The sequence below is a fragment of the Streptomyces yaizuensis genome, assembly GCF_034961445.1.
Lineage (GTDB): Bacteria > Actinomycetota > Actinomycetes > Streptomycetales > Streptomycetaceae > Streptomyces > Streptomyces yaizuensis.
Genome location: NZ_BSBI01000016.1, coordinates 94,581 through 112,202, shown reverse-complemented (window position 1 = coordinate 112,202; position 17,622 = coordinate 94,581). Strand labels below are relative to the sequence as shown.

The 17,622-nt window shown below is 72.9% G+C and carries 13 protein-coding genes and 1 pseudogene; 11 read left to right on the top strand and 3 right to left on the bottom strand.

Features of this window, described 5'->3' with window-relative positions:
• Positions 1 to 216 precede the first annotated feature (216 nt).
• From SYYSPA8_RS31360 to SYYSPA8_RS31350, 3 genes are all read left to right on the top strand, one after another.
• Positions 217 to 801, top strand: a complete 585-nt coding sequence (locus SYYSPA8_RS31360) for an NADPH-dependent FMN reductase (RefSeq protein WP_323450798.1) — start codon at positions 217 to 219, stop codon at positions 799 to 801.
• Positions 802 to 862: 61 nt separating this feature from the next.
• A complete protein-coding gene (locus SYYSPA8_RS31355) occupies positions 863 to 2,458 on the top strand; it encodes an MFS transporter (protein ID WP_323450797.1) in 1,596 nt (531 codons plus the stop codon).
• Positions 2,459 to 2,717: 259 nt separating this feature from the next.
• Positions 2,718 to 5,999: a BTAD domain-containing putative transcriptional regulator gene (locus SYYSPA8_RS31350; RefSeq protein WP_323450796.1), complete on the top strand. Its 3,282-nt coding sequence runs from the start codon at positions 2,718 to 2,720 to the stop codon at positions 5,997 to 5,999.
• Positions 6,000 to 6,051: 52 nt separating this feature from the next.
• Here SYYSPA8_RS31350 and SYYSPA8_RS31345 read toward each other — a convergent pair whose 3' ends face one another.
• Positions 6,052 to 6,717: a TetR/AcrR family transcriptional regulator gene (locus SYYSPA8_RS31345; protein WP_323450795.1), complete on the bottom strand. Its 666-nt coding sequence runs from the start codon at positions 6,715 to 6,717 to the stop codon at positions 6,052 to 6,054.
• Between the two features lie 212 nt (positions 6,718 to 6,929).
• Between SYYSPA8_RS31345 and SYYSPA8_RS31340 the strand changes: the two genes are divergently transcribed.
• From SYYSPA8_RS31340 to SYYSPA8_RS31330, 3 genes are all read left to right on the top strand, one after another.
• Positions 6,930 to 8,285, top strand: a complete 1,356-nt coding sequence (locus tag SYYSPA8_RS31340) for a cytochrome P450 (RefSeq protein ID WP_323450794.1) — start codon at positions 6,930 to 6,932, stop codon at positions 8,283 to 8,285.
• Between the two features lie 126 nt (positions 8,286 to 8,411).
• Entirely contained in the window at positions 8,412 to 9,590 is a 1,179-nt protein-coding gene (locus tag SYYSPA8_RS31335; RefSeq protein WP_323450793.1) for an acyltransferase family protein, read from the top strand.
• Positions 9,590 to 10,576: a terpene synthase family protein gene (locus SYYSPA8_RS31330; protein WP_323450792.1), complete on the top strand. Its 987-nt coding sequence runs from the start codon at positions 9,590 to 9,592 to the stop codon at positions 10,574 to 10,576. The genes SYYSPA8_RS31335 and SYYSPA8_RS31330 overlap by 1 nt, the downstream gene beginning before the upstream one ends.
• Positions 10,577 to 10,587: 11 nt before the next feature.
• Here SYYSPA8_RS31330 and SYYSPA8_RS31325 read toward each other — a convergent pair.
• Positions 10,588 to 10,809: pseudogene (locus tag SYYSPA8_RS31325) on the bottom strand (XdhC family protein); the annotation flags it as partial.
• Between the two features lie 302 nt (positions 10,810 to 11,111).
• On the opposite strand from SYYSPA8_RS31325, the gene SYYSPA8_RS31320 reads away from it, so the two are divergent.
• From SYYSPA8_RS31320 to SYYSPA8_RS31300, 5 genes are all read left to right on the top strand, one after another.
• Complete coding sequence (locus SYYSPA8_RS31320; RefSeq protein WP_323450791.1) at positions 11,112 to 11,741, top strand: (2Fe-2S)-binding protein; 630 nt, start codon at positions 11,112 to 11,114, stop codon at positions 11,739 to 11,741.
• Positions 11,741 to 12,712: an FAD binding domain-containing protein gene (locus SYYSPA8_RS31315; RefSeq protein ID WP_323450790.1), complete on the top strand. Its 972-nt coding sequence runs from the start codon at positions 11,741 to 11,743 to the stop codon at positions 12,710 to 12,712. Before SYYSPA8_RS31320 ends, SYYSPA8_RS31315 begins: the two co-directional genes overlap by 1 nt.
• A 1-nt stretch (position 12,713) precedes the next feature.
• Positions 12,714 to 14,918: a xanthine dehydrogenase family protein molybdopterin-binding subunit gene (locus SYYSPA8_RS31310; protein ID WP_323450789.1), complete on the top strand. Its 2,205-nt coding sequence runs from the start codon at positions 12,714 to 12,716 to the stop codon at positions 14,916 to 14,918.
• Positions 14,919 to 15,090: 172 nt separating this feature from the next.
• A complete protein-coding gene (locus SYYSPA8_RS31305) occupies positions 15,091 to 16,134 on the top strand; it encodes a dihydrodipicolinate reductase (RefSeq protein ID WP_323450788.1) in 1,044 nt (347 codons plus the stop codon).
• Positions 16,135 to 16,576: 442 nt separating this feature from the next.
• Positions 16,577 to 17,230, top strand: a complete 654-nt coding sequence (locus tag SYYSPA8_RS31300; protein WP_323450787.1) for a response regulator transcription factor — start codon at positions 16,577 to 16,579, stop codon at positions 17,228 to 17,230.
• Here SYYSPA8_RS31300 and SYYSPA8_RS31295 read toward each other — a convergent pair.
• Entirely contained in the window at positions 17,208 to 17,576 is a 369-nt protein-coding gene (locus SYYSPA8_RS31295) for a response regulator (RefSeq protein WP_323450786.1), read from the bottom strand. The two genes, SYYSPA8_RS31300 and SYYSPA8_RS31295, sit on opposite strands and share 23 nt — an antisense overlap.
• Positions 17,577 to 17,622 lie beyond the last annotated feature (46 nt).

The window sequence follows — 17,622 nt, the reverse complement described above, 5'->3', positions numbered from 1 at the left end:
GGATCGACCAACGATCCCGGGGCCCGCACCCCTTTTTCCTGCCCTTGGCCCGGCGTGCGCGACCTGACCAACTCCCCTTCCCCACCTGGTCATTGACGTTCCGGCAGATCGTCGCTCCCGGTGGCGAGAGCCCGTTGAGAGCGGACCGAGAGAGAACCGCGAGAGGTGTGACGCACCGTATGAGGTGCACGAACCGAGCGCGAAAGGGGACTCGTGATGCCGGAACGCAGACTGAACGTGGCCGTGATCATTGGCAGCACCCGTACCGGCCGCTTCGGCCCCGTTCTCGCCGATTGGATCGCGGCCGAGGCCGCCAAGCGCGACGACTTCGACATCGACGTGATCGATCTGGCCCAGGTCTGGCTCCCCGACGTGCTGCCCGAGCGTCTCGACGGTCCGCTGCCGCAGGCCGTGACCGACCTCTCCCCCTGGCTGGCCAGGGCCGACGCGTTCGTGATCGTCACACCGGAGTACAACCACAGCTTCCCGGCCTCGCTGAAGAACGCCATCGACTGGTACGTCGACGAGTGGAAGGCCAAGCCGGTCGGCTTTGTCTCGTACGGCGGCATCGCCGGCGGTCTGCGCTCCGTCGCCCATCTGCGCGAGATCTTCCCCGGACTGCACGCGATCACCGTGCGGGATTCGGTCGCGTTCCCCCACTGCCGCGAGCACATGGACGACGAGGGGCGGCCGAAGGACTTCGAAGGCCGCTCCGCCGCCGCCAAGGCCATGCTCGACCAGCTCGCCTGGTGGGGTCATGTCCTGCGGGACGCCCGCCGCCGGCGGCCGTATCCGGGCTGACGCGGCACCCCGGCCGAGCCCACCCACCATCACGCCCTACCGGGCCCAGGAAAGGAAACCCATGTCATCGCATCCCCCCGAGGCCCCGCCCCAGAAGGCCGGGAAACGGGAATGGCTGGGACTCGCAGTGCTGGCCCTGCCCACCCTGCTGATCTCCCTCGACCAGAGCGTGCTGTACCTGGCCCTGCCCCACCTCGCCGAGGGGTTGAACCCGACCGGCACCCAGACGCTGTGGATCATGGACATCTACGGCTTCCTCATCGCCGGCTTCCTCATCACCATGGGCACGCTGGGCGACCGGATCGGCCGCCGCAAGCTCCTGCTGATCGGTGCGGCCGCTGTCGGCGCCACCTCGCTGGCGGCCGCGTACTCCACCAGCGCCGAGGGCCTGATCGTCACCCGCGCCCTGCTCGGCATCGCCGCCGCGACCCTGATGCCGTCCACTCTCGCCCTCATCAGCAACATGTTCCAGGACCCGTACCAGCGCGGCCGCGCCATCGCCGTGTGGGCCAGCTGCTTCATGGGAGGCACCGCGCTCGGCCCGGTCGTCGGCGGGCTGATGCTGGAGTACTTCTGGTGGGGCTCGGTCTTCCTGCTCGGCGTGCCCGTCATGGTGATCCTGCTGATCGTCGCCCCCCTGCTGCTGCCGGAGTACAAGGACCCCAACGCCGGCAAGCTCGACCTGCTCAGCGTCGTGCTCTCGCTGGTGGCCATCCTGTCCATCATCTACGGCCTGAAGGAGCTGGCCCGCTACGGCTTCGAGGTGCTGCCGCTCGTCGCGATCGTCGTCGGCGTGGCCGTCGGCACGGTGTTCGTGCGGCGGCAGGGCCGGCTGGAGACGCCGCTGCTGGACCTGAAGCTCTTCAAGATCGGTGCCTTCACCGCCGCGCTGCTGATCCTGATGGTCGCGATGCTCGGCACCGGCGGCGGCTACCTGTTCATCACCGGGTTCGTCCAGATGGTGGAAGGGTACTCCGCGATGGAGGCGGGGCTGTGGATGGTCCCGGCCGCCATCGCCTCCATCATCGCCGCCCAGGTGTCTCCGGTCTTCGCCAAGCAGCACGGGCTCAGCACCGTCATCGGCGCGAGCCTGCTCATCGGCATGACCGGCTATCTGATGCTCTTCTTCGTCGGCCCGACCGGCGGGATGCCGCTGCTCGTGACCGGATTCGTGATCACCTTCATCGGGGTCGGCACCCTCGGCGCCCTCGGCACCAACCTGGTCGTGGGGTCCGTCCCGCCGGAGCGTGGCGGCTCCGCGGCGGCCCTCTCCTCCATCAGCGGTGACCTGGGCACCGCCCTCGGCATCGCGACGCTGGGCAGCCTGGGCACCGCCGTCTACCGCAGCTCGTTCGACGCGCCGGACGGCACCCCGCAGTCCGCCGCGGAGGCCGCCGAGGCCAGCATGGAAGGCGCCATCACCGCCGCCCAGGACCTGTCCGGCGGGGCGTCCGACGCCCTGCTGGCCGCGGCAGGGGAGGCCTACACCAGCGGGCTGAACGCCATCGGCATCGTCTGCGCCATCATCACCGCGGTCAGCGCGACCATCGCGTTCACCCTGCTGCGCAAGAGCCACGGATCGGCCCCCTCCGGTGGTGCCCCGGAGCAGCAGGAGGGGAAGGACCAGAAGGACGAGAAGTCGCTCGCGACGAGCTGACGACCTGCGCGGGCGGATCCTTCCGTCCCCGTCGTACGCCACCCGTCCGGCACTTCGGACCGGTGGGAAACGGGAAGCAGAACGCCGGCCAGGGCCCGAAGCCCGCGCCGGCGTTCTGCCCGTACGCCGGTCTCCCGCACGGCGCGACGGCCCTCACCGGCACCGACCTGCCGCTGACCGCCCGCCGACCGACCGCCGACCTGCTGTCGAAGCGGGACCGCCCTGTCATTCGCCCACCACGCCGGGTTAGCGTGATCACATGCATTTCGGGGTTCTCGGTTCGTTGGGGGTGTGGACGGGAGACGGACGGCCGGTCCGGGTCCCCGAGCTCAAAGTCCGCACGCTGCTGGCCAGTCTTCTGGCGCACCAGGGGCAACCGGTCTCCGCGGACAGGCTGATCGACGACCTGTGGGGGACAAAACCGCCCAGCAACCCGGTCGGCCTGCTCCAGAACAAGGTGTGGCAGCTGCGGCGGGCGCTGGAGAGCGCCGAGCCCGGCAGCCGGGACCTCGTGGTGTCCCTCTCACCGGGATACCAACTGCGCACCGGCGAGGGCGCGGTGGACGCGGACCGGTTCCGTGACCTGATGACACGTGCGCGGACCGCCGACGACCCCCGGGCGCGTGCCACGATGCTGGCGGACGCGCTGGCGATCTGGCGCGGACCCGCCTTCGCCGACTTCGCGGACGAGGAGTTCACCCGCGCCGCACGGGACCGGCTGGAGGAGCAGCGCCTCACCGCGCTGGAGGAGCAGGCCGAGGCACGGCTGAGCCTCGGTGAACACGCCCTGGTGGCCGACGAACTCGGCGACCTGGTCGCGCTCCACCCGCTCCGGGAGCGGCTGCGCGCCGCCCATGTCCGGGCGCTCTATCTCGCGGGCCGGCAGAGTGCCGCGCTCAGCAGCTACGCCGACCTGCGCGGACGCCTGGCCGAGAACCTGGGTCTGGATCCCGGTCCCGAACTGGCGGCGCTGCACCAGGCGATCCTCACCCAGGACGCGGCACTGACCGCCGTACCCGCTCCCGACACGGCCGCGGCACCGCCGCCGACAAACGTACCGACCTCCCTCACGGGCCTGATCGGCAGGGCCGGGGCGATCGGCGAACTGCGGGCGCTGCTGCGCTCGAACAGGCTGGTGACGCTCATCGGCTCGGGCGGAGTCGGCAAGACACAGCTGGCGCTTGCGACCGCCGCGCAGGTCGGCGCGGAGTTCCCCGGCGGCGTACAGCTGGCCGAGTTCGGCGCGCTCGACCCGTCCCCGGCGGGCGAGGTCCGGGGCGACGTCCGGGGGCAGGACGCCGCGACCTCACGGGTCGGGGTGCACGAGGTGCTGAGCGCGGTGCTGCGGGTCCGGGACGACACCGCTCCGGCTCCGGGCTCCGGCGGGGCGCCCTCGCTGACCGACCGCGTCGCCCAGGCGCTGGGGCCGCGGTCCGCGCTGCTGGTGTTCGACAACTGCGAGCATGTGGTGGGGCCGGTGGCCGAGCTGGCCGAGCGGTTGCTCAAGGCCGCCCCCGCGCTGACGATCCTGGCCACCAGTCAGGTCCCGCTGGGCATCACCGGTGAGCATCTCCAGGAGGTGCCGCCGCTGCGGCGCCCGGGACCCGCCGCGGAACTCAGCCCCGCGTCCGTACGCCACTACAGCGCGGTGGAGCTGTTCGTGGCCCGGGCGACCGCGGCGGCACCGCACTTCGTCCTCGACGAGGACAACGTCGAGGCGGTCGTCTCCATCTGCCGGCGCCTCGACGGCATTCCCCTCGCCCTGGAGATGGCGGCCACCCGGGTGCGGGTCCTGGGGGTGCGCGAGCTGGCCACGCGGCTGGACGACCGGTTCCGGCTGCTCGCGGTGGGAGCGCGCAGCGCGCCGGCACGGCAGCGCACCCTGCGGGCGGTGATCGACTGGAGCTGGGAGCTGCTCGGCGATCAGGAGCGAGTGGTCCTGCGGCGGCTGGCCGTGCATGCCGACGGCTGCACCCTCGACGCCGCCGAGGAGATCTGCGCGGCGGACGACCTGGACCGTTCCCAGGTGCTCGACGTGGTCGCCCGGCTGGTGGACTGGTCCCTGGTGGTCATGACCGACGGCCCGGACGGGCCCCGGTACCAGCTGCTCGAATCGGTGACCGCCTACTGCGTCGAACGCCTCGTCGACAGCGGCGAGTCCGACGGCATCCGGCGCGGGCACCGCGACTACTACACCGCGCTGGCCGAGCGCGCCGAGCCGCATCTGCGGGGTCACGGCCAGCGCCAGTGGCTGCGCCGGCTGGACGCCGAGGCGGCCAATCTCCGTACGGCGTTCGACTACGCGGTGCAGCTCGGTGACGCCGACCGCGCGCTGCGCCTCACGAACGCGCTCAGCTGGTACTGGTATCTGCGGGGCCGGAGCAACGAGGCCAAGCGGTCCCTGACCGTGGCGCTGTCGCTCGGCGGCGCGACGCCCGCGGCGACGGCCCGGGCCACCGCTCTGCTGGGCGGCTTCAAACTGGTCCTCGGCGGGGTCGCCGACCCGGTGGCGGAGTACCGCACCGCGCTGCGGCCGTACGAGGAGCTGGACGACCCGGGCGGGCGGGCCAGGGCGCAGTGGTTCGTCGCGTCCAGTCTCTACGGCATCGGCGATGTGACGCCGGGCGAGGAACTGGTCCGGCAGGCGCTGACGACGTTCCGTTCGCTCGGTGACCGCTGGGGCATGGCCGCGGCCCTGGGCAGCCGGACCTTCCACGCGAACCAGCGGGGGGATCTCGGCGCGCTGCGGCGGGACGGCGAACAGAGCCTGGAGCTGTTCCGGGAGCTGGGCGACCAGTGGGGACAGCTCCAGGCGTCGGTGCCGCTCGGGACGCTGGCCGAGATCACCGGCGACTACCAGCGGGCCGGGCGGCTGTACCGGGAGGGGCTGCGGATGGCGGAGGACCTGGGGTTGTGGCCCCAGATGTCCTTCCATCTCTCCGGTCTGGGCCGGGTCGCGCTCCTGACCGGGGACCTGCCCCGGGCGCAGGAGTTCCATGAGCGCTCCGCACGGCTCGCCGCCCGGCAGTCGGACGGCTTCGGGGAGCAGTTCGCCGAGATCGGCCTCGCTCTCGGCGCCCGCAGGTCCGGTGATCTCGACGCGGCCGAACGCCATCTGCTGCGGGTGATCGACCTCCACCGCCGGATGGGGTACGAGCCTGCCAGGCCCCCGCTGATCCTGGTCGAGCTGGGCTTCCTCGCGGAGGCCCGGGGCGACGCGGAAGCCGCTCTGGCGCTGCAACTGGACGCCCACGCCGCCGCGCGCGACACCGGCAACCCGCGGGCGATCGCGCTGACCCTGGAGGGCCTGGCCGGTGCGCGGTCGCTCGCCGGACACCCGGAACACGCGGCCCGGCTGCTGGGGGCGGCCACCGCGGCCAGGGAGTCGGTCCGGGCGCCCCTGCGGGGTGGCGAGCGCTTCGACCTGGACCGGATCGCCGCCCGGGTCGGGCACGCGCTGGGCGGGGCCCGCTACGACGCCGAGTTCGCCCGGGGCGGCGCGCTGGCTCCGGAGGACCATCTGCGGGATCCGCTGACCTGACCGGCGGGGCCCGGTGGTCGTGACCGTCTCGCGCGGGTGCCGGGCGGCTCCGCTACGCCGCGCCCGGTGCGGCCGCTGCGGCGCCGGTCAGCAGCAGCGTCACCAGCCGGGTGAGCCGGGGGGCGAACTCGGAGGCCACATGGGCGAAGAGCGGGTCCTCGGCGTAGAGGCGCGCGAGGGTGTCCGGGGGGTTCGACGTCTGCCACTGCTGGGCCGCCATCGCGGTCGTCCCGGCGATCACGTCGACCGCCTGCCCGCGGTCCATCCACGGCAGGGCGGTGGTCAGGGCCAGGGCGACGCGGTCGACGGCGTCGAGGGTCGTGACCTTGAAGTCGCGGACCTGCTCCTGGGTCACCCCGCGTTCGAGGTTGAGCTGCGCATGCCCGAGCAGGTCGCAGAAGAGGGGGCGGTCGGCCAGGGTGCCGGCGAGAGCCGCCGCGACCGTGGCGGGATCCCCGGGTCCCCGCAGCGCCTCGCCGGCCGCGTCGGCCCAGTCCTGCCAGCCGTCCGCGGTCAGCAGCAGGAAGACGGCCTCCCGTGAGGCGAAGTACCGCAGGACGGCGGACTTGTGGACCCCGGCCCCGGCGGCGATGTCGGTGAGCGTGACCGGCCGCACGCCCTCGCGTCGTCCCAGCTCGGCGGCGGCCCGCAGGATGTCCTGCCGGCGCTGCTCCTTGTGCTCCGGTCTGCGGGCGCGCTGGAACGACGGGGTGGTCATGCAGGGACCTTAACGCTCAGGGACGTCGACTCGACGGGTGGCACTGGGACGCGACAGGCCGCCCGACTTAACACAACACCGTTGCATTGTTAGTGAAACTCTGTTCCACTAATTCGGTGACTCTCCGAACGTGGTTCATCACCTTCCGGCGGGCGCCCCAGGAGCGGGCGGAGCGCCGTCCTTCGACTCCGCTGCCGTGGGTGGGGTGAGAGATGGACGACACGCGCGCACGCGCCGGCGGCGACCCGGCCGACGGGGGCCTTCCGCCCGGGCTGCTCCTGGACGCCGAGGGCCGACGCGATGTCGAACAGCGGCAGCCCGGCTCCCTGCTGGAGCTGAGGGAGCGGCTGGGAGACCTCTTCTGCCTCCGCACGGAGGGCCGGCCGCCCCGGGTCTACGTGGCGGACCCGGCGGCGCTGCGGGACATCTTCGTCACCCACGGCGGCCATCTGCGGGCGCGGGGGCCGAGTCTCTTCCGGCATCTCGTCGGCGAGGAGTCGGTGGCCTTCCTCAACGGCCGGCCGCACCGCCGGGTCCGCCGGCTGCTCGGCCGGGCGCTGGCCGGCCAGGACCCCGCGCTCCTGGCGGATGCCGTCGAACGGTACCTCCGGGGGACGCTCTCCCCCGGAGCGGCGCTGCCCCTGGCCGGCTTCGCCGACGGCCTCACCCGCAGGGTGATCGTCACGCTGCTCCTCGGCGAAGGCGAGGAAGCCCGCCGCGCAGCGGTGGAGGACAGCCTCGAACGCGCCATGGTGGGCCTGCACCACGGGCACACGGCCCGGCTCGCGGGGGATGCGGAGCGGGCGGCGCGGGCGGACCGCGCGTTCACGCGGGCCCGGCGGGATCTGGACGACTGTCTCGCGGCGGAAATCGCGGCCGCCCGGCGCGGCTCACCGGCGTCGTCCGTCCTCGCCCGCCTGCTGAACGACCCGGACGGCGGTGAACCGACCGACGCCGATGTACGGGTCCATGCGGTGACCCTGCTCGTGTCCGGTCACGAGACGACCTCGGCGGCCCTGTCCTGGGCACTGCTCCAGGCCGCACGCGCGCCGTGGCACTTCGCCGGGATCCGCGCGGAGATCGCGGCCCTGCCCGAGAGGGCACCCGCCGTGGCGCTCCTGGGGCTGCCGTACCTGAGGGCCTACTGCCTGGAAGTGCTCCGGCTCACGCCCCCCGTCCCGAACGGGAACACCCGTCTCGTCGTCAGCCCGTTCCGCGCCGCCGGGTACACCTTCCGCCCCGGTGTCGAGATATGCCCCTGCATCCACAACGCGCACCACGCCCGTGACAGCCACTCCGATCCCCAGCGCTTCGCCCCGGAACGCTTCATCGGCACTTCCCCGGCCGCCGGAACCTATCTGCCCTTCGGCATCGGTTCCCGGAGGTGCCCGGGGGAGTCACTGGCCCTGCGGGAACTCGCCATCGCCGTCGCCCACCTCGCCCGGCTTCCCGGTCTGCGCATCGGGACACCGGACACCACGGCCCCGGAACCGGTCTCCATGGGGCCGACCGTCCGCACCCCGCACGCGGTGATCCGCCGGACGCACGGCACGGGCCCCGGGCCCTGACGGGGACGCACCGGCGCCGCGGCAGCCCACCACCGGCGGCCCGGACCGTGCCGTACGCCCCTCCCCCGTCACGTCGAACGCTCCGTACCGCCCGTCCGACCCCACCCCCTCCTGGAGAGAGCGGCCATGACCGGCACAGCACCGCCCGGGCGTCTGCCCTCCCTGACCACCCTGCGTTTCCTCTTCGCCTCGGCGGTCGTCTGGTACCACGTGAGCTATGTGTCGGGGATCTTCGACGGCGCTCTCCAGGAACGGCTCCTCATCGGTGAGCCGCTGGCCGCCGGGGCCGTGAGCGGCTTCTTCGTCCTCTCCGGCTTCGTCCTGACCTGGACGCACACGCCGGGCGGGAGCGTGCGCGCGTTCTGGCGGCGCCGGTGGTGGCGCATCGTCCCCGGCCATCTGCTCGCCTGGACCGCGACCGTGCTGTTCTTCGCGGTCACGACGGCGACCGTGCCCCTGGAGGTTCCGCCTCCGCACGGGGCCGGGGCGGCCGTGGCGAGCCTGTTCCTGGTGCAGAGCTGGGTGCCGGACGCCGATGTCTACACCGCGTTCAACGCCCCGGCCTGGTCGGTCTCCTGCGAGGTGTTCTTCTACGCGCTCTTCCCCGCCCTCGTCGTCGCCGTGCGGAGGATCCCCGTCGACCGGCTGCGGCGCACCTGGGCGGCGCTCGCCGTCGTGATCGCGGGGCTTCCCCTGGTGGCCACGCTGGTGCCGGGGCCGGTCCTGTACGACTGGCTGCCGATCAACGAGTACAGCCTGTGGTTCATCTACGTCTTCCCACCCGTGCGGCTGCCCGAGTTCGCCCTCGGCATCGTCACCGCCCGTCTGCTCCAGACCTCCGCCTGGCCCCCGGTCGGACGGCTGCCGGTCCTCGCCTGCCTCGGTGTGTTCCTCGCCGCCCTGCCCCTCCTGCCCCCGCAGTACGTCCTCGCCTCGGCGGCGGCGCCGGCCCTGGCTGCGGTGATCGCGAAGACGGCCCTGGCCGACATCGAGGGCCGCTCCGTGCGACTGCGCCGGCCGGGGCCGGTCGCCCTGGGCGAGGCGTCCTACGCCCTGTACCTCCTGCACTGGCCGCTGCTGATGACCGTCCGTCACATCCTGGGCCCGGACCACGGGCTTCCACCCTGGGCGGGCCTCGCGCTCGTCCTCGCCGTGATCGCGCTCTCGGTGGGGCTTTCCCTGCCCGTCCATCGCTGCGTCGAACGCCCGCTCATCCGCCGCTGCGCCCGGCGCCGCCCGGAGGCGGCCACGGCGCGGGACACCCCCACAGCACCTGGTACACCGCGGAATCCGGAGGTCGTGTGATGCAGGAGATCGAGTTCGCCGTGCCCATCCCGAGCCGTGTCAGCCCCGGTCTCGACCGGGCGAGGGAGCGCCATCTGAGGTGGGTGACGGATGCCGGGCTGGTCGGCGGCGGAGAGGCACGGCGACGCTACGAGTTCTCCCAGGTCGCCGACATCGCGGCCCACGGCTTCCCGGACGCCACCGGCGAAGACCTGGACCTCTGTTGCGATCTGCTCGGATGGATGTTCCTCTTCGACGACCAGTTCGACGCCGGCGACGAACGCAAGGCCGACGCGCTCGCGGTCTGCGGACAGCTGACCGACGTCCTGCGCGGGGGACCGCCGGCGCCCGGAGCGCCCCCGATCGTGACCGCGTTCGCCCGCTGCTGGGTACGGATGGGCACCGGCATGTCGCCGGCGTGGCTCAGGCGCACCGTCCACGACTGGGTGGACTACCTGGCGGGCTGGCCCACCAAGATCGCCGACAGGGCGCACGGCGTGGTCCTGGACCCGGCCGCGCATCTGCGGGCGCGCCGCAGGACGATCGGCTGCCGCCCCGTCCTCGCGCTGGCCGAACGCGTCGGGCGCTTCGAGGTCCCCCCACCGGTCTGGCACGCCAGCCACCTGGAGGCGATGCGGCTGGCGGCGTGCGACGCGGTCATCGCCATGAACGAGATCCACTCGTACGAGAAGGACCGGGCCGGCGGATACGCCAACCTGGTCTCCGCTCTCGTGCACCACGACGGCCTTGCCGAGTCGCAGGCCGTCCAGCGGGTGCGCGAGACGGTCCGGGACTCGGTCGAGTCCTTCCTGCGGCTGCGGTCCGGTCTGCCGGACTTCGGCCGGGCCGTCGGCGCGGAGCCGGCCGTGCTCGCCCGGTACGGCGGGGCACTGGCCGCGTACATCCGGGGCTACCACGACTGGGGCCGGGGCGCCCTCAGGTACACCACCCGCGGGCACCCCGGCGACCTCGGCCTGGAGAACCTGCTCATGCCGCGGGCGGACTGACACCCGTGCGGCACGGCCGGCCGGAGCCGGGCCAGGTCCCGCTCCGATACGCCTGCCTCGCGCAGCCGGCGGTTCCTGTCCTCGTGGGTCCGCCGCGACCCCATCGCGCCCACGTAGGCGACCGGCAGCCGCAGGGCCAGCCGCGGCAGCGGCACGTCGAACCTGGCGTCGTGGGTCAGTACGCACACCACGGTCCGGCTGTCCACGTCCGTACGCTCCAGAAAGCGGTGCGGCCCCCGGCGAACACCGCCGCTCCCGGCCCGGGAAGGTCGTGTACGAGCGCGTTCACCCGTTCGGGGGCCGCGGCCGGCACGAAGGCCGCCGATCGCCGGGAAGGGGCGACGAGCCCGCCGGCACGGCCGGGGCCGCCACGTTTTTGGTCCCCCGCACCATCCGGGGACGTCAACGCGTGCCCCGCGCACAGAGAGCCCGTACGGACACAACCGTGACACTGAGTACGTCGGTGATCAGGCACGCCGCCCGGCCGACGCCGGCGCGGTCCGTCGCCCCCGTCCCGGAGAGAGGCTGATCCACGATGCCCCCAGAGCCCGAACGCCCCCCGCGCCCCGCCCGGGTGTCGAGGCGGGGTTTCCTCGGCCGGACCACGGCGATGGGCCTCGGCACCGGAGCGCTGTCGCGGCCGGACCCGGCGGCCGCCGACCCCGCACCCGGAAAACCCCCACCGGAGCCGCCCGGGACCGAGGTCGTCCTGCGGGTGAACGGCGCCGAACACCGGGTGGACGTCGACAACCGGGCCACGCTCCTGGACACCCTGCGCGAGAGGCTGCGGATCACCGGCACCAAGAAGGGGTGCGACCGCGGCCAGTGCGGGGCCTGCACGGTGCACATCGACGGCAGGACCGCGCTGTCCTGCCTGACGCTCGCCGTCGCGGCCGACGGGCACGAGATCACCACGGTGGAAGGGCTCGCGGACGGCGAGGTACTGCACCCGGTGCAGCGGGCGTTCATCGAGACCGACGCCTTCCAGTGCGGCTTCTGCACCCCGGGCCAGATCATGTCCGCGGTGGCCCTCGTCGAGCGCGGGCCGGTGGGGTCCGACGACGCCGTCCGCGAGTTCATGTCGGGCAACCTCTGCCGCTGCGCGGCCTACCCCCACATCGTGCAAGCCGTCCGGCGGGCCGGCGCGACCGACAAGAGGCCGTGATGCGCGCCTTCGCCTGGACCGAGCCCGACACCGTCACCGGCGCCCTCGAAGCGGCCGGTGCGCAGTCCGCCTACCTCGCCGGCGGCACGACCCTGGTCGACCTGATGAAACTCCAGGTCATGCGGCCCTCGCGGGTCGTGGGCATCAACCGGCTGCCGCTGAGCGGAATCCGCGTCGACGCGGAGGGCCTGCACATCGGGGCGCTGACCCGGATGAGTGACGTCGCCGAACACCCCGAAGTCACGCACGCCTATCCGGTCATCGCCCAGGCACTGCTGCTGAGCGCCTCCCAGCAGCTGCGGAACATGGCGAGCATGGGCGGGAACCTGCTCCAGCGCACCCGCTGCACCTACTTCCGGGACATCGCCGAACCCTGCAACAAGCGGGACCCCGGCAGCGGATGCGCTGCCGTCGGGGGATTCAACCGCGGCCACGCCGTCCTCGGCACCAGCGCCCACTGCGCGGCGACACACGCCAGTGACGTGGCCGTCGCCCTGGTCGCCCTCGGCGCCACGGTGCAGCTGCGGGACGCGAGCGGAACCCGGACGGTGGACCTCGGCTCCTTCTACCGGCCACCCGGCGACACCCCGCACATCGAGAACGCGCTGCGCCCCGGCGAGCTGATCACCGGGATCAGCGTTCCGCCCCTGCCCTGGGCCCGGAACTCGACCTATCTGAAGATCCGCGACCGGCAGTCCTACGAGTTCGCGCTGACCTCCGCCGCCGTGGCACTCCAGGTGCGCGGCCGGCGCATCGAGGACGCCCGGGTGGCCGTCGGCGGCGTCGCCACCCTGCCCTGGCGGCTGCCCCGCGTGGAGGCCGCGCTGCGGGGCCGCCCCCCGGGACAGCGGACCTTCGAACGCGCGGCCGCCGACGCGACGGACGGCGCCCGCCCCCTGACCCACAACGCCTTCAAGATCCCGCTGCTGCGCCGGACCCTGGTCCGGGCCCTGATGAGCCTGGAGCCGTGACATGGCCGAGCCCGTCGTCGGCCGCCCCCACAACCGGGTCGACGGACCCCTCAAGGTGACCGGACGCGCCCCCTACGGCGCGGACCACTCCTACCCGGGCCTGGTCCATGGATACGTGGTGACCAGCACCATCGCCCACGGCGTCATCCGCTCCATGGACACCTCCGCCGCCGAGCGCTCGCCCGGTGTCCTCGCCGTCCACACCCCGTTCAACGCCTTCGCCATCCATCCGGTGGAGGGCCTGCGGGCACCGCTCCAGGACACCGCGGTCGCCCACCACGGGCAGATCATCGCGCTCGTGGTCGCCGAGACCTTCGAGCAGGCGCGGGCCGCCGCGTTCACCGTCGAGGTCGACTACGAGGAACGGCGGCCCGCCGTGTCGCTGGCCGACGAGGAGGGCAACGCCCGCCCGGTCCCGCCCGTCATGGGCATCCCCCCGGTCGTCACCCGGCTCGCCGACGGCGTCCCCTCCATCGAGGCGGCGCTGGCGGACAGTCGGGTCACGGTCTCCGCCACCTACACCACCGCGCCCCAGGCCCACACCGCGATGGAGCCCTACGCGGCCGTGGTCACCTGGGACGACGGCCGGTTCACCGTGCACAACGGGACCCAGGGGGTCGGACTCCAGGTCCAGACCCTCGCCCAGGCCCTCGGTGTGGACGCCGCCGACATCCACGCCGTCAACCCGTTCGTCGGCGGATCCTTCGGCGGCAAGTACCGGCCCAACGCCGAGGTGCAGCTCGCCGCCGCGGCGGCACGCGCCCTGCGCCGCCCGGTGAAAGTGGCCCTGACCAGGGAACAGTCCTTCACCGGGACCGTGATCCGGCCCGGCACCCGGCAGCGGGTGTCCCTCGGCGCCACTGCCGACGGCACCCTCACCGCGCTCTCGCACCGGGCGCTGGCGGGCACGGTCGCGGACCGGGACCCCGCCGAACTGAGCGCCCTGCGCACCGGCCTCGCCTGGTACGCCGTCCCCAATCTGGAGGTCCGTCAGTCCGCCGTACCGCTGAACACCCCGGATCCCACCATCATGCGGGCCCCGGGCGAGGCCAGCGGCTCCTTCGCCCTGGAGTCGGCGATGGACGAACTGGCGAGCGCCCTGCGGATGGATCCGGTGCGGCTGCGGATCAGGAACAACGCGACCGTGCATCCGTACTCCGGCCTCCCCTTCTCCAGCAAACACCTGGTCGAGTGCTACCGCGTCGGCGCCGAGCGCTTCGGCTGGCGCCGCCGCGACCCGCGCCCCCGCTCCCGGCTCGACGGCGACTGGTACACGGGAATGGGGATGGCGACCTCGGTGTACCCCGGGTTCCGCAACCCGGCCACGGTCAGGGTGGGATTGCGCGCGGACGGCACGGCCCTCGTCTCCTGCGACACCGCCGACCTGGGCACCGGGATGTGGACGGTCCTTCCCGTCGTCGCGGCGCAGTCGCTGGGACTGCCCGTCCGCCGGATCGAGCCCCGTCTCGGCGACTCCGCGCTCAGCCCGTCGGGCAGTGTCGGGGGCTCCTGCGGCGTGGTCACGGTCGGGCCCGCGATCATGGCCGCGGCGGACAACGCCGTGGCGGCGCTGCTGTCGCTGGCCGCCACTGAACCGGGTTCGCCCTTCCACGGATCCGACCCGGCACAGCTGCGGTACGACAGCGGCAGGGTGAGCGGCCCGGGCCGGGTGATGGAGTTCGGCGACCTGCTGGAGGCCATGGGGCGCCCGGGCGTCGAGGCCCTGGGCACCGCCGCACCCGGCGACGAGAGCGAGCGGTACGTCTTCGACTCCTTCGGCGCGCAGTTCGTGGAGGTGCGGGTCAACCGCTGGACCGGCGAGATCCGCGTCTCCCGTGCGCTCGGGGTCATGGACGCGGGCCGCATCGTCAATCCCCGGACCGCGCGCAGCCAGATCATGGGCGGAATGATCTGGGGCGTCTCGGCGGCCCTGCACGAAGGACTGCACCTGGACGCCTCCGGCCATCTCGTCAACGCGGACCTCGCCAACTACCTCATCCCCGTCAACGCCGACGTGCCCGAGGTCGACGTGCTCTTCCTCGACCACCCCGACACCCGGTTCAACCCCCTGGGCAGCCGGGGCATCGGCGAGCTGGGCATCGTCGGCACGGCGGCGGCCGTCGCCAACGCCGTCCACAACGCGACCGGCATCCGCGTCCGCGACCTGCCCATGCCCCTGGAACAGGTCCTGGCCGGACTCGGCTGACGGGCCGCGTCGGACCGGTCACCCGGCTCCGGAGCACGGCCCCGCCGGTTCGCCGGTTCGCCGTTCGGGGGCGTTCCGCCGGAATGCCCGCGCGGGACCCGCTCCACCGGAGATGATGGTCCGTCGGATGAGGCGGCCGCCCCGGCGGCGGCCTGGAATGTGAGGAGAGCCCATGCCCGGGATCAAGGAAAGTCCGCGCATCGCCGTCCACGGACTCGGCGCCATGGGGCTGGACCTCATCAGAATCCTGCACGGCCAGGGCGCGGACATCGTCGCGGGAATCGTCCGGCCCGGGTCCGACAAGGACGGCCGGGATCTGGGTGGGCTGGCCGGTGTCACCGGGCTGGCGTTCCCCGCCCGGGGGGACGCGGAGCAGGCCCTGCGCGAGGCCGGTGCGGACATCGTGATCGTCACCGTCAGCACCTATCTGGACGACGCCCAGTACGAGATCTTCGCGACCGCGGTCCGGGCCGGGGCCAACGTGATCACGCTCGCCGAGGAGATGCTCTACCCGTTCGCCACGGACAATCCGCGCGCCCGGGAGCTGGACGCCCTGGCGAAGGAGCACGGGGTGACGGTGACGGGCACCGGCCACCAGGACGCCTACTGGGTGAACCTCATCGGCGTACTGGCGGGTTCGACCCACGACCTCGGGAGCGTGACCGGCCGGCTCTCCTGGAACGTGGACGACTTCGGCCGCGCCGTCGCCGAGCATCAGCATGTCAACGCGACCGTCGAGGAGTTCGCCCGCTGGCAGGAGGCCGGCGAGCGCCCGCCGACCTTCACCCACTACTCCCTGCACGCGCTGGCGGCGGCCATCGGCCTGACACCGCGCGGCACCGTGGAGACCACCAGCGAACCGGTCGTCGCCCGGCACGACACCCACTCGGCGGCCCTCGCGGCGACCGTGCCGCAGGGAAGGCTGCTGGGCTACACCGACACCGACACCCTGCACACGGAGGAGGGCGTCAGCCTCTCCGTCAGCTCACAGGGATCGGTCTACGAGGAGGGCCAGAAGGACTACAACGAATGGAAGCTGACGGACTCCTCGGGGAAGCCGACACTCCATCTGCGGAACAGTGATCTGGACACCGCCCACACGACCTGCGCGACGCTGATCAACCGCATCCCGGACGTCATCGAGGCGCGGCCGGGAATCGTCACCGTGGACGAACTGCCCCAGCTGCGTTACCGGCCCGCCCACCGGCCGGCCTGACGCTCCCCTGCCGTCGGCGTCTCCCGGGGAGGCGCCGACGGCACCACGGTCCGCCCCCGCCATCCGACGATCGCACCGCACGCGCGCATCCCGTGAGTGCCCTGTGATCCCGTGGCGACCGCAGGGCCACTCCCCCGTGGTCCGTGTCCGGCCCGGGAGCCCTTCGGCGTACGGGGTGACCGGGCCCGCCCTGGGCAACGGACGTCGTCCCGCCGGTCGAGTCAGGTCAGGTCAGGTCAGGTCAGGTCGCCAGGGAACGATCTGTCCGTCGTGCAACCGCACCAGCGACCTGATCGCGTACGGCGAACTCCACGGACTGGACGGATACGTCGTGAACGGCGCCTTCGTCACCCCGCGGCGATGAGGCGCCGGCCGCCACCGGACCGATGCCGATCGCCCCGCGGGCAGCCACGCGTCCCCCGGGTGGTCGATAATGCCGACCATGGCAGAAGTCAGGGTGGTGCTGGCCGATGACGATGTCCTGCTGCGCGAGGGGGTGGCCAGCCTGCTCGGCCGGTCCGGGCACCTGGTCCTGGGGCAGGCCGGAGACGCCCCGGGCCTGCTCGACCTGGTTCGACGGCACCGGCCCGACCTGGCGATCGTGGACATCCGGATGCCGCCGGACCACACCACGGAGGGCCTGGCCGCCGCCCGGGTGATCCGGCAGGAGTTCCCCGGGGTCGCGATACTGGTGCTCTCGGCGCATGCCGAGGTCGAGCACGCGATGGAGCTGCTGGCGAGCGGGCAGGGCATCGGATACCTGTTGAAGAGCCGGGTGGCCGATGTGACGGAGTTCGTGGACACGGTGGAGCGGATCGCCAGGGGCGGCGCGGTGGTCGACCCGGCGCTGGTGCGGGAGCTGGTGTCGGTCAGGCGCCGTCAGGATCCGCTCGACGTGCTGAGCGCCCGGGAGCGGGAGGTGCTGGCGCTGATGGCCGAGGGCCGTTCCAACGCGGGGATCGCCCACCGGCTGTGGATCACCGAGGGCACCGTGGAGAAGCACGTCCGCAGTCTGCTGGCCAAGCTGGATCTGCCCGAGGCCGTGGAGGACCACCGCCGGGTGCTCGCGGTGATCACTTTTCTGGACGCCCAGTAGCGGCGGCGAGCAGATGGGCGACGGCGGGGCCGGACAGGGACGCCTTGGACAGGAACCCGATGGCCCGGCTGGTGGTGATCAGTTCCCGGTAGTCCTGCTCGGAGTGGGTCGAGATCAGGATCGCCGGGACCGACCGCAGATGCAGCCGCTCGGTCAGTTCCAGCCCGCTCTCGCTCCCGAGGTCGAGATCGACCAGCGCCACGTCGGGCCGTACCCGCTCGGCCTGCCGCAGGGCCTCCCGGCTGTCGGCGGCGACACCGACGACGGTGATGCCCTGGTGTCGCAGCAGTTCGCCGGCCGCGGCCAGGAAGACCGGACTGTCGTCGACGATCAGACACCGCACCATGGGGAAAGCCTCGCAGCCCGGACCTCCTGGCACATTACCGCTAGCT

Coding starts and splice junctions, on each gene's coding strand:
- SYYSPA8_RS31360 (WP_323450798.1), top strand. CDS start 217: ATGCCGGAACGCAGACTGAACGTGGCCGTGATCATTGGCAGCACCCGT.
- SYYSPA8_RS31355 (WP_323450797.1), top strand. CDS start 863: ATGTCATCGCATCCCCCCGAGGCCCCGCCCCAGAAGGCCGGGAAACGG.
- SYYSPA8_RS31350 (WP_323450796.1), top strand. CDS start 2,718: ATGCATTTCGGGGTTCTCGGTTCGTTGGGGGTGTGGACGGGAGACGGA.
- SYYSPA8_RS31345 (WP_323450795.1), bottom strand. CDS start 6,717: ATGACCACCCCGTCGTTCCAGCGCGCCCGCAGACCGGAGCACAAGGAG.
- SYYSPA8_RS31340 (WP_323450794.1), top strand. CDS start 6,930: ATGGACGACACGCGCGCACGCGCCGGCGGCGACCCGGCCGACGGGGGC.
- SYYSPA8_RS31335 (WP_323450793.1), top strand. CDS start 8,412: ATGACCGGCACAGCACCGCCCGGGCGTCTGCCCTCCCTGACCACCCTG.
- SYYSPA8_RS31330 (WP_323450792.1), top strand. CDS start 9,590: ATGCAGGAGATCGAGTTCGCCGTGCCCATCCCGAGCCGTGTCAGCCCC.
- SYYSPA8_RS31320 (WP_323450791.1), top strand. CDS start 11,112: ATGCCCCCAGAGCCCGAACGCCCCCCGCGCCCCGCCCGGGTGTCGAGG.
- SYYSPA8_RS31315 (WP_323450790.1), top strand. CDS start 11,741: ATGCGCGCCTTCGCCTGGACCGAGCCCGACACCGTCACCGGCGCCCTC.
- SYYSPA8_RS31310 (WP_323450789.1), top strand. CDS start 12,714: ATGGCCGAGCCCGTCGTCGGCCGCCCCCACAACCGGGTCGACGGACCC.
- SYYSPA8_RS31305 (WP_323450788.1), top strand. CDS start 15,091: ATGCCCGGGATCAAGGAAAGTCCGCGCATCGCCGTCCACGGACTCGGC.
- SYYSPA8_RS31300 (WP_323450787.1), top strand. CDS start 16,577: ATGGCAGAAGTCAGGGTGGTGCTGGCCGATGACGATGTCCTGCTGCGC.
- SYYSPA8_RS31295 (WP_323450786.1), bottom strand. CDS start 17,576: ATGGTGCGGTGTCTGATCGTCGACGACAGTCCGGTCTTCCTGGCCGCG.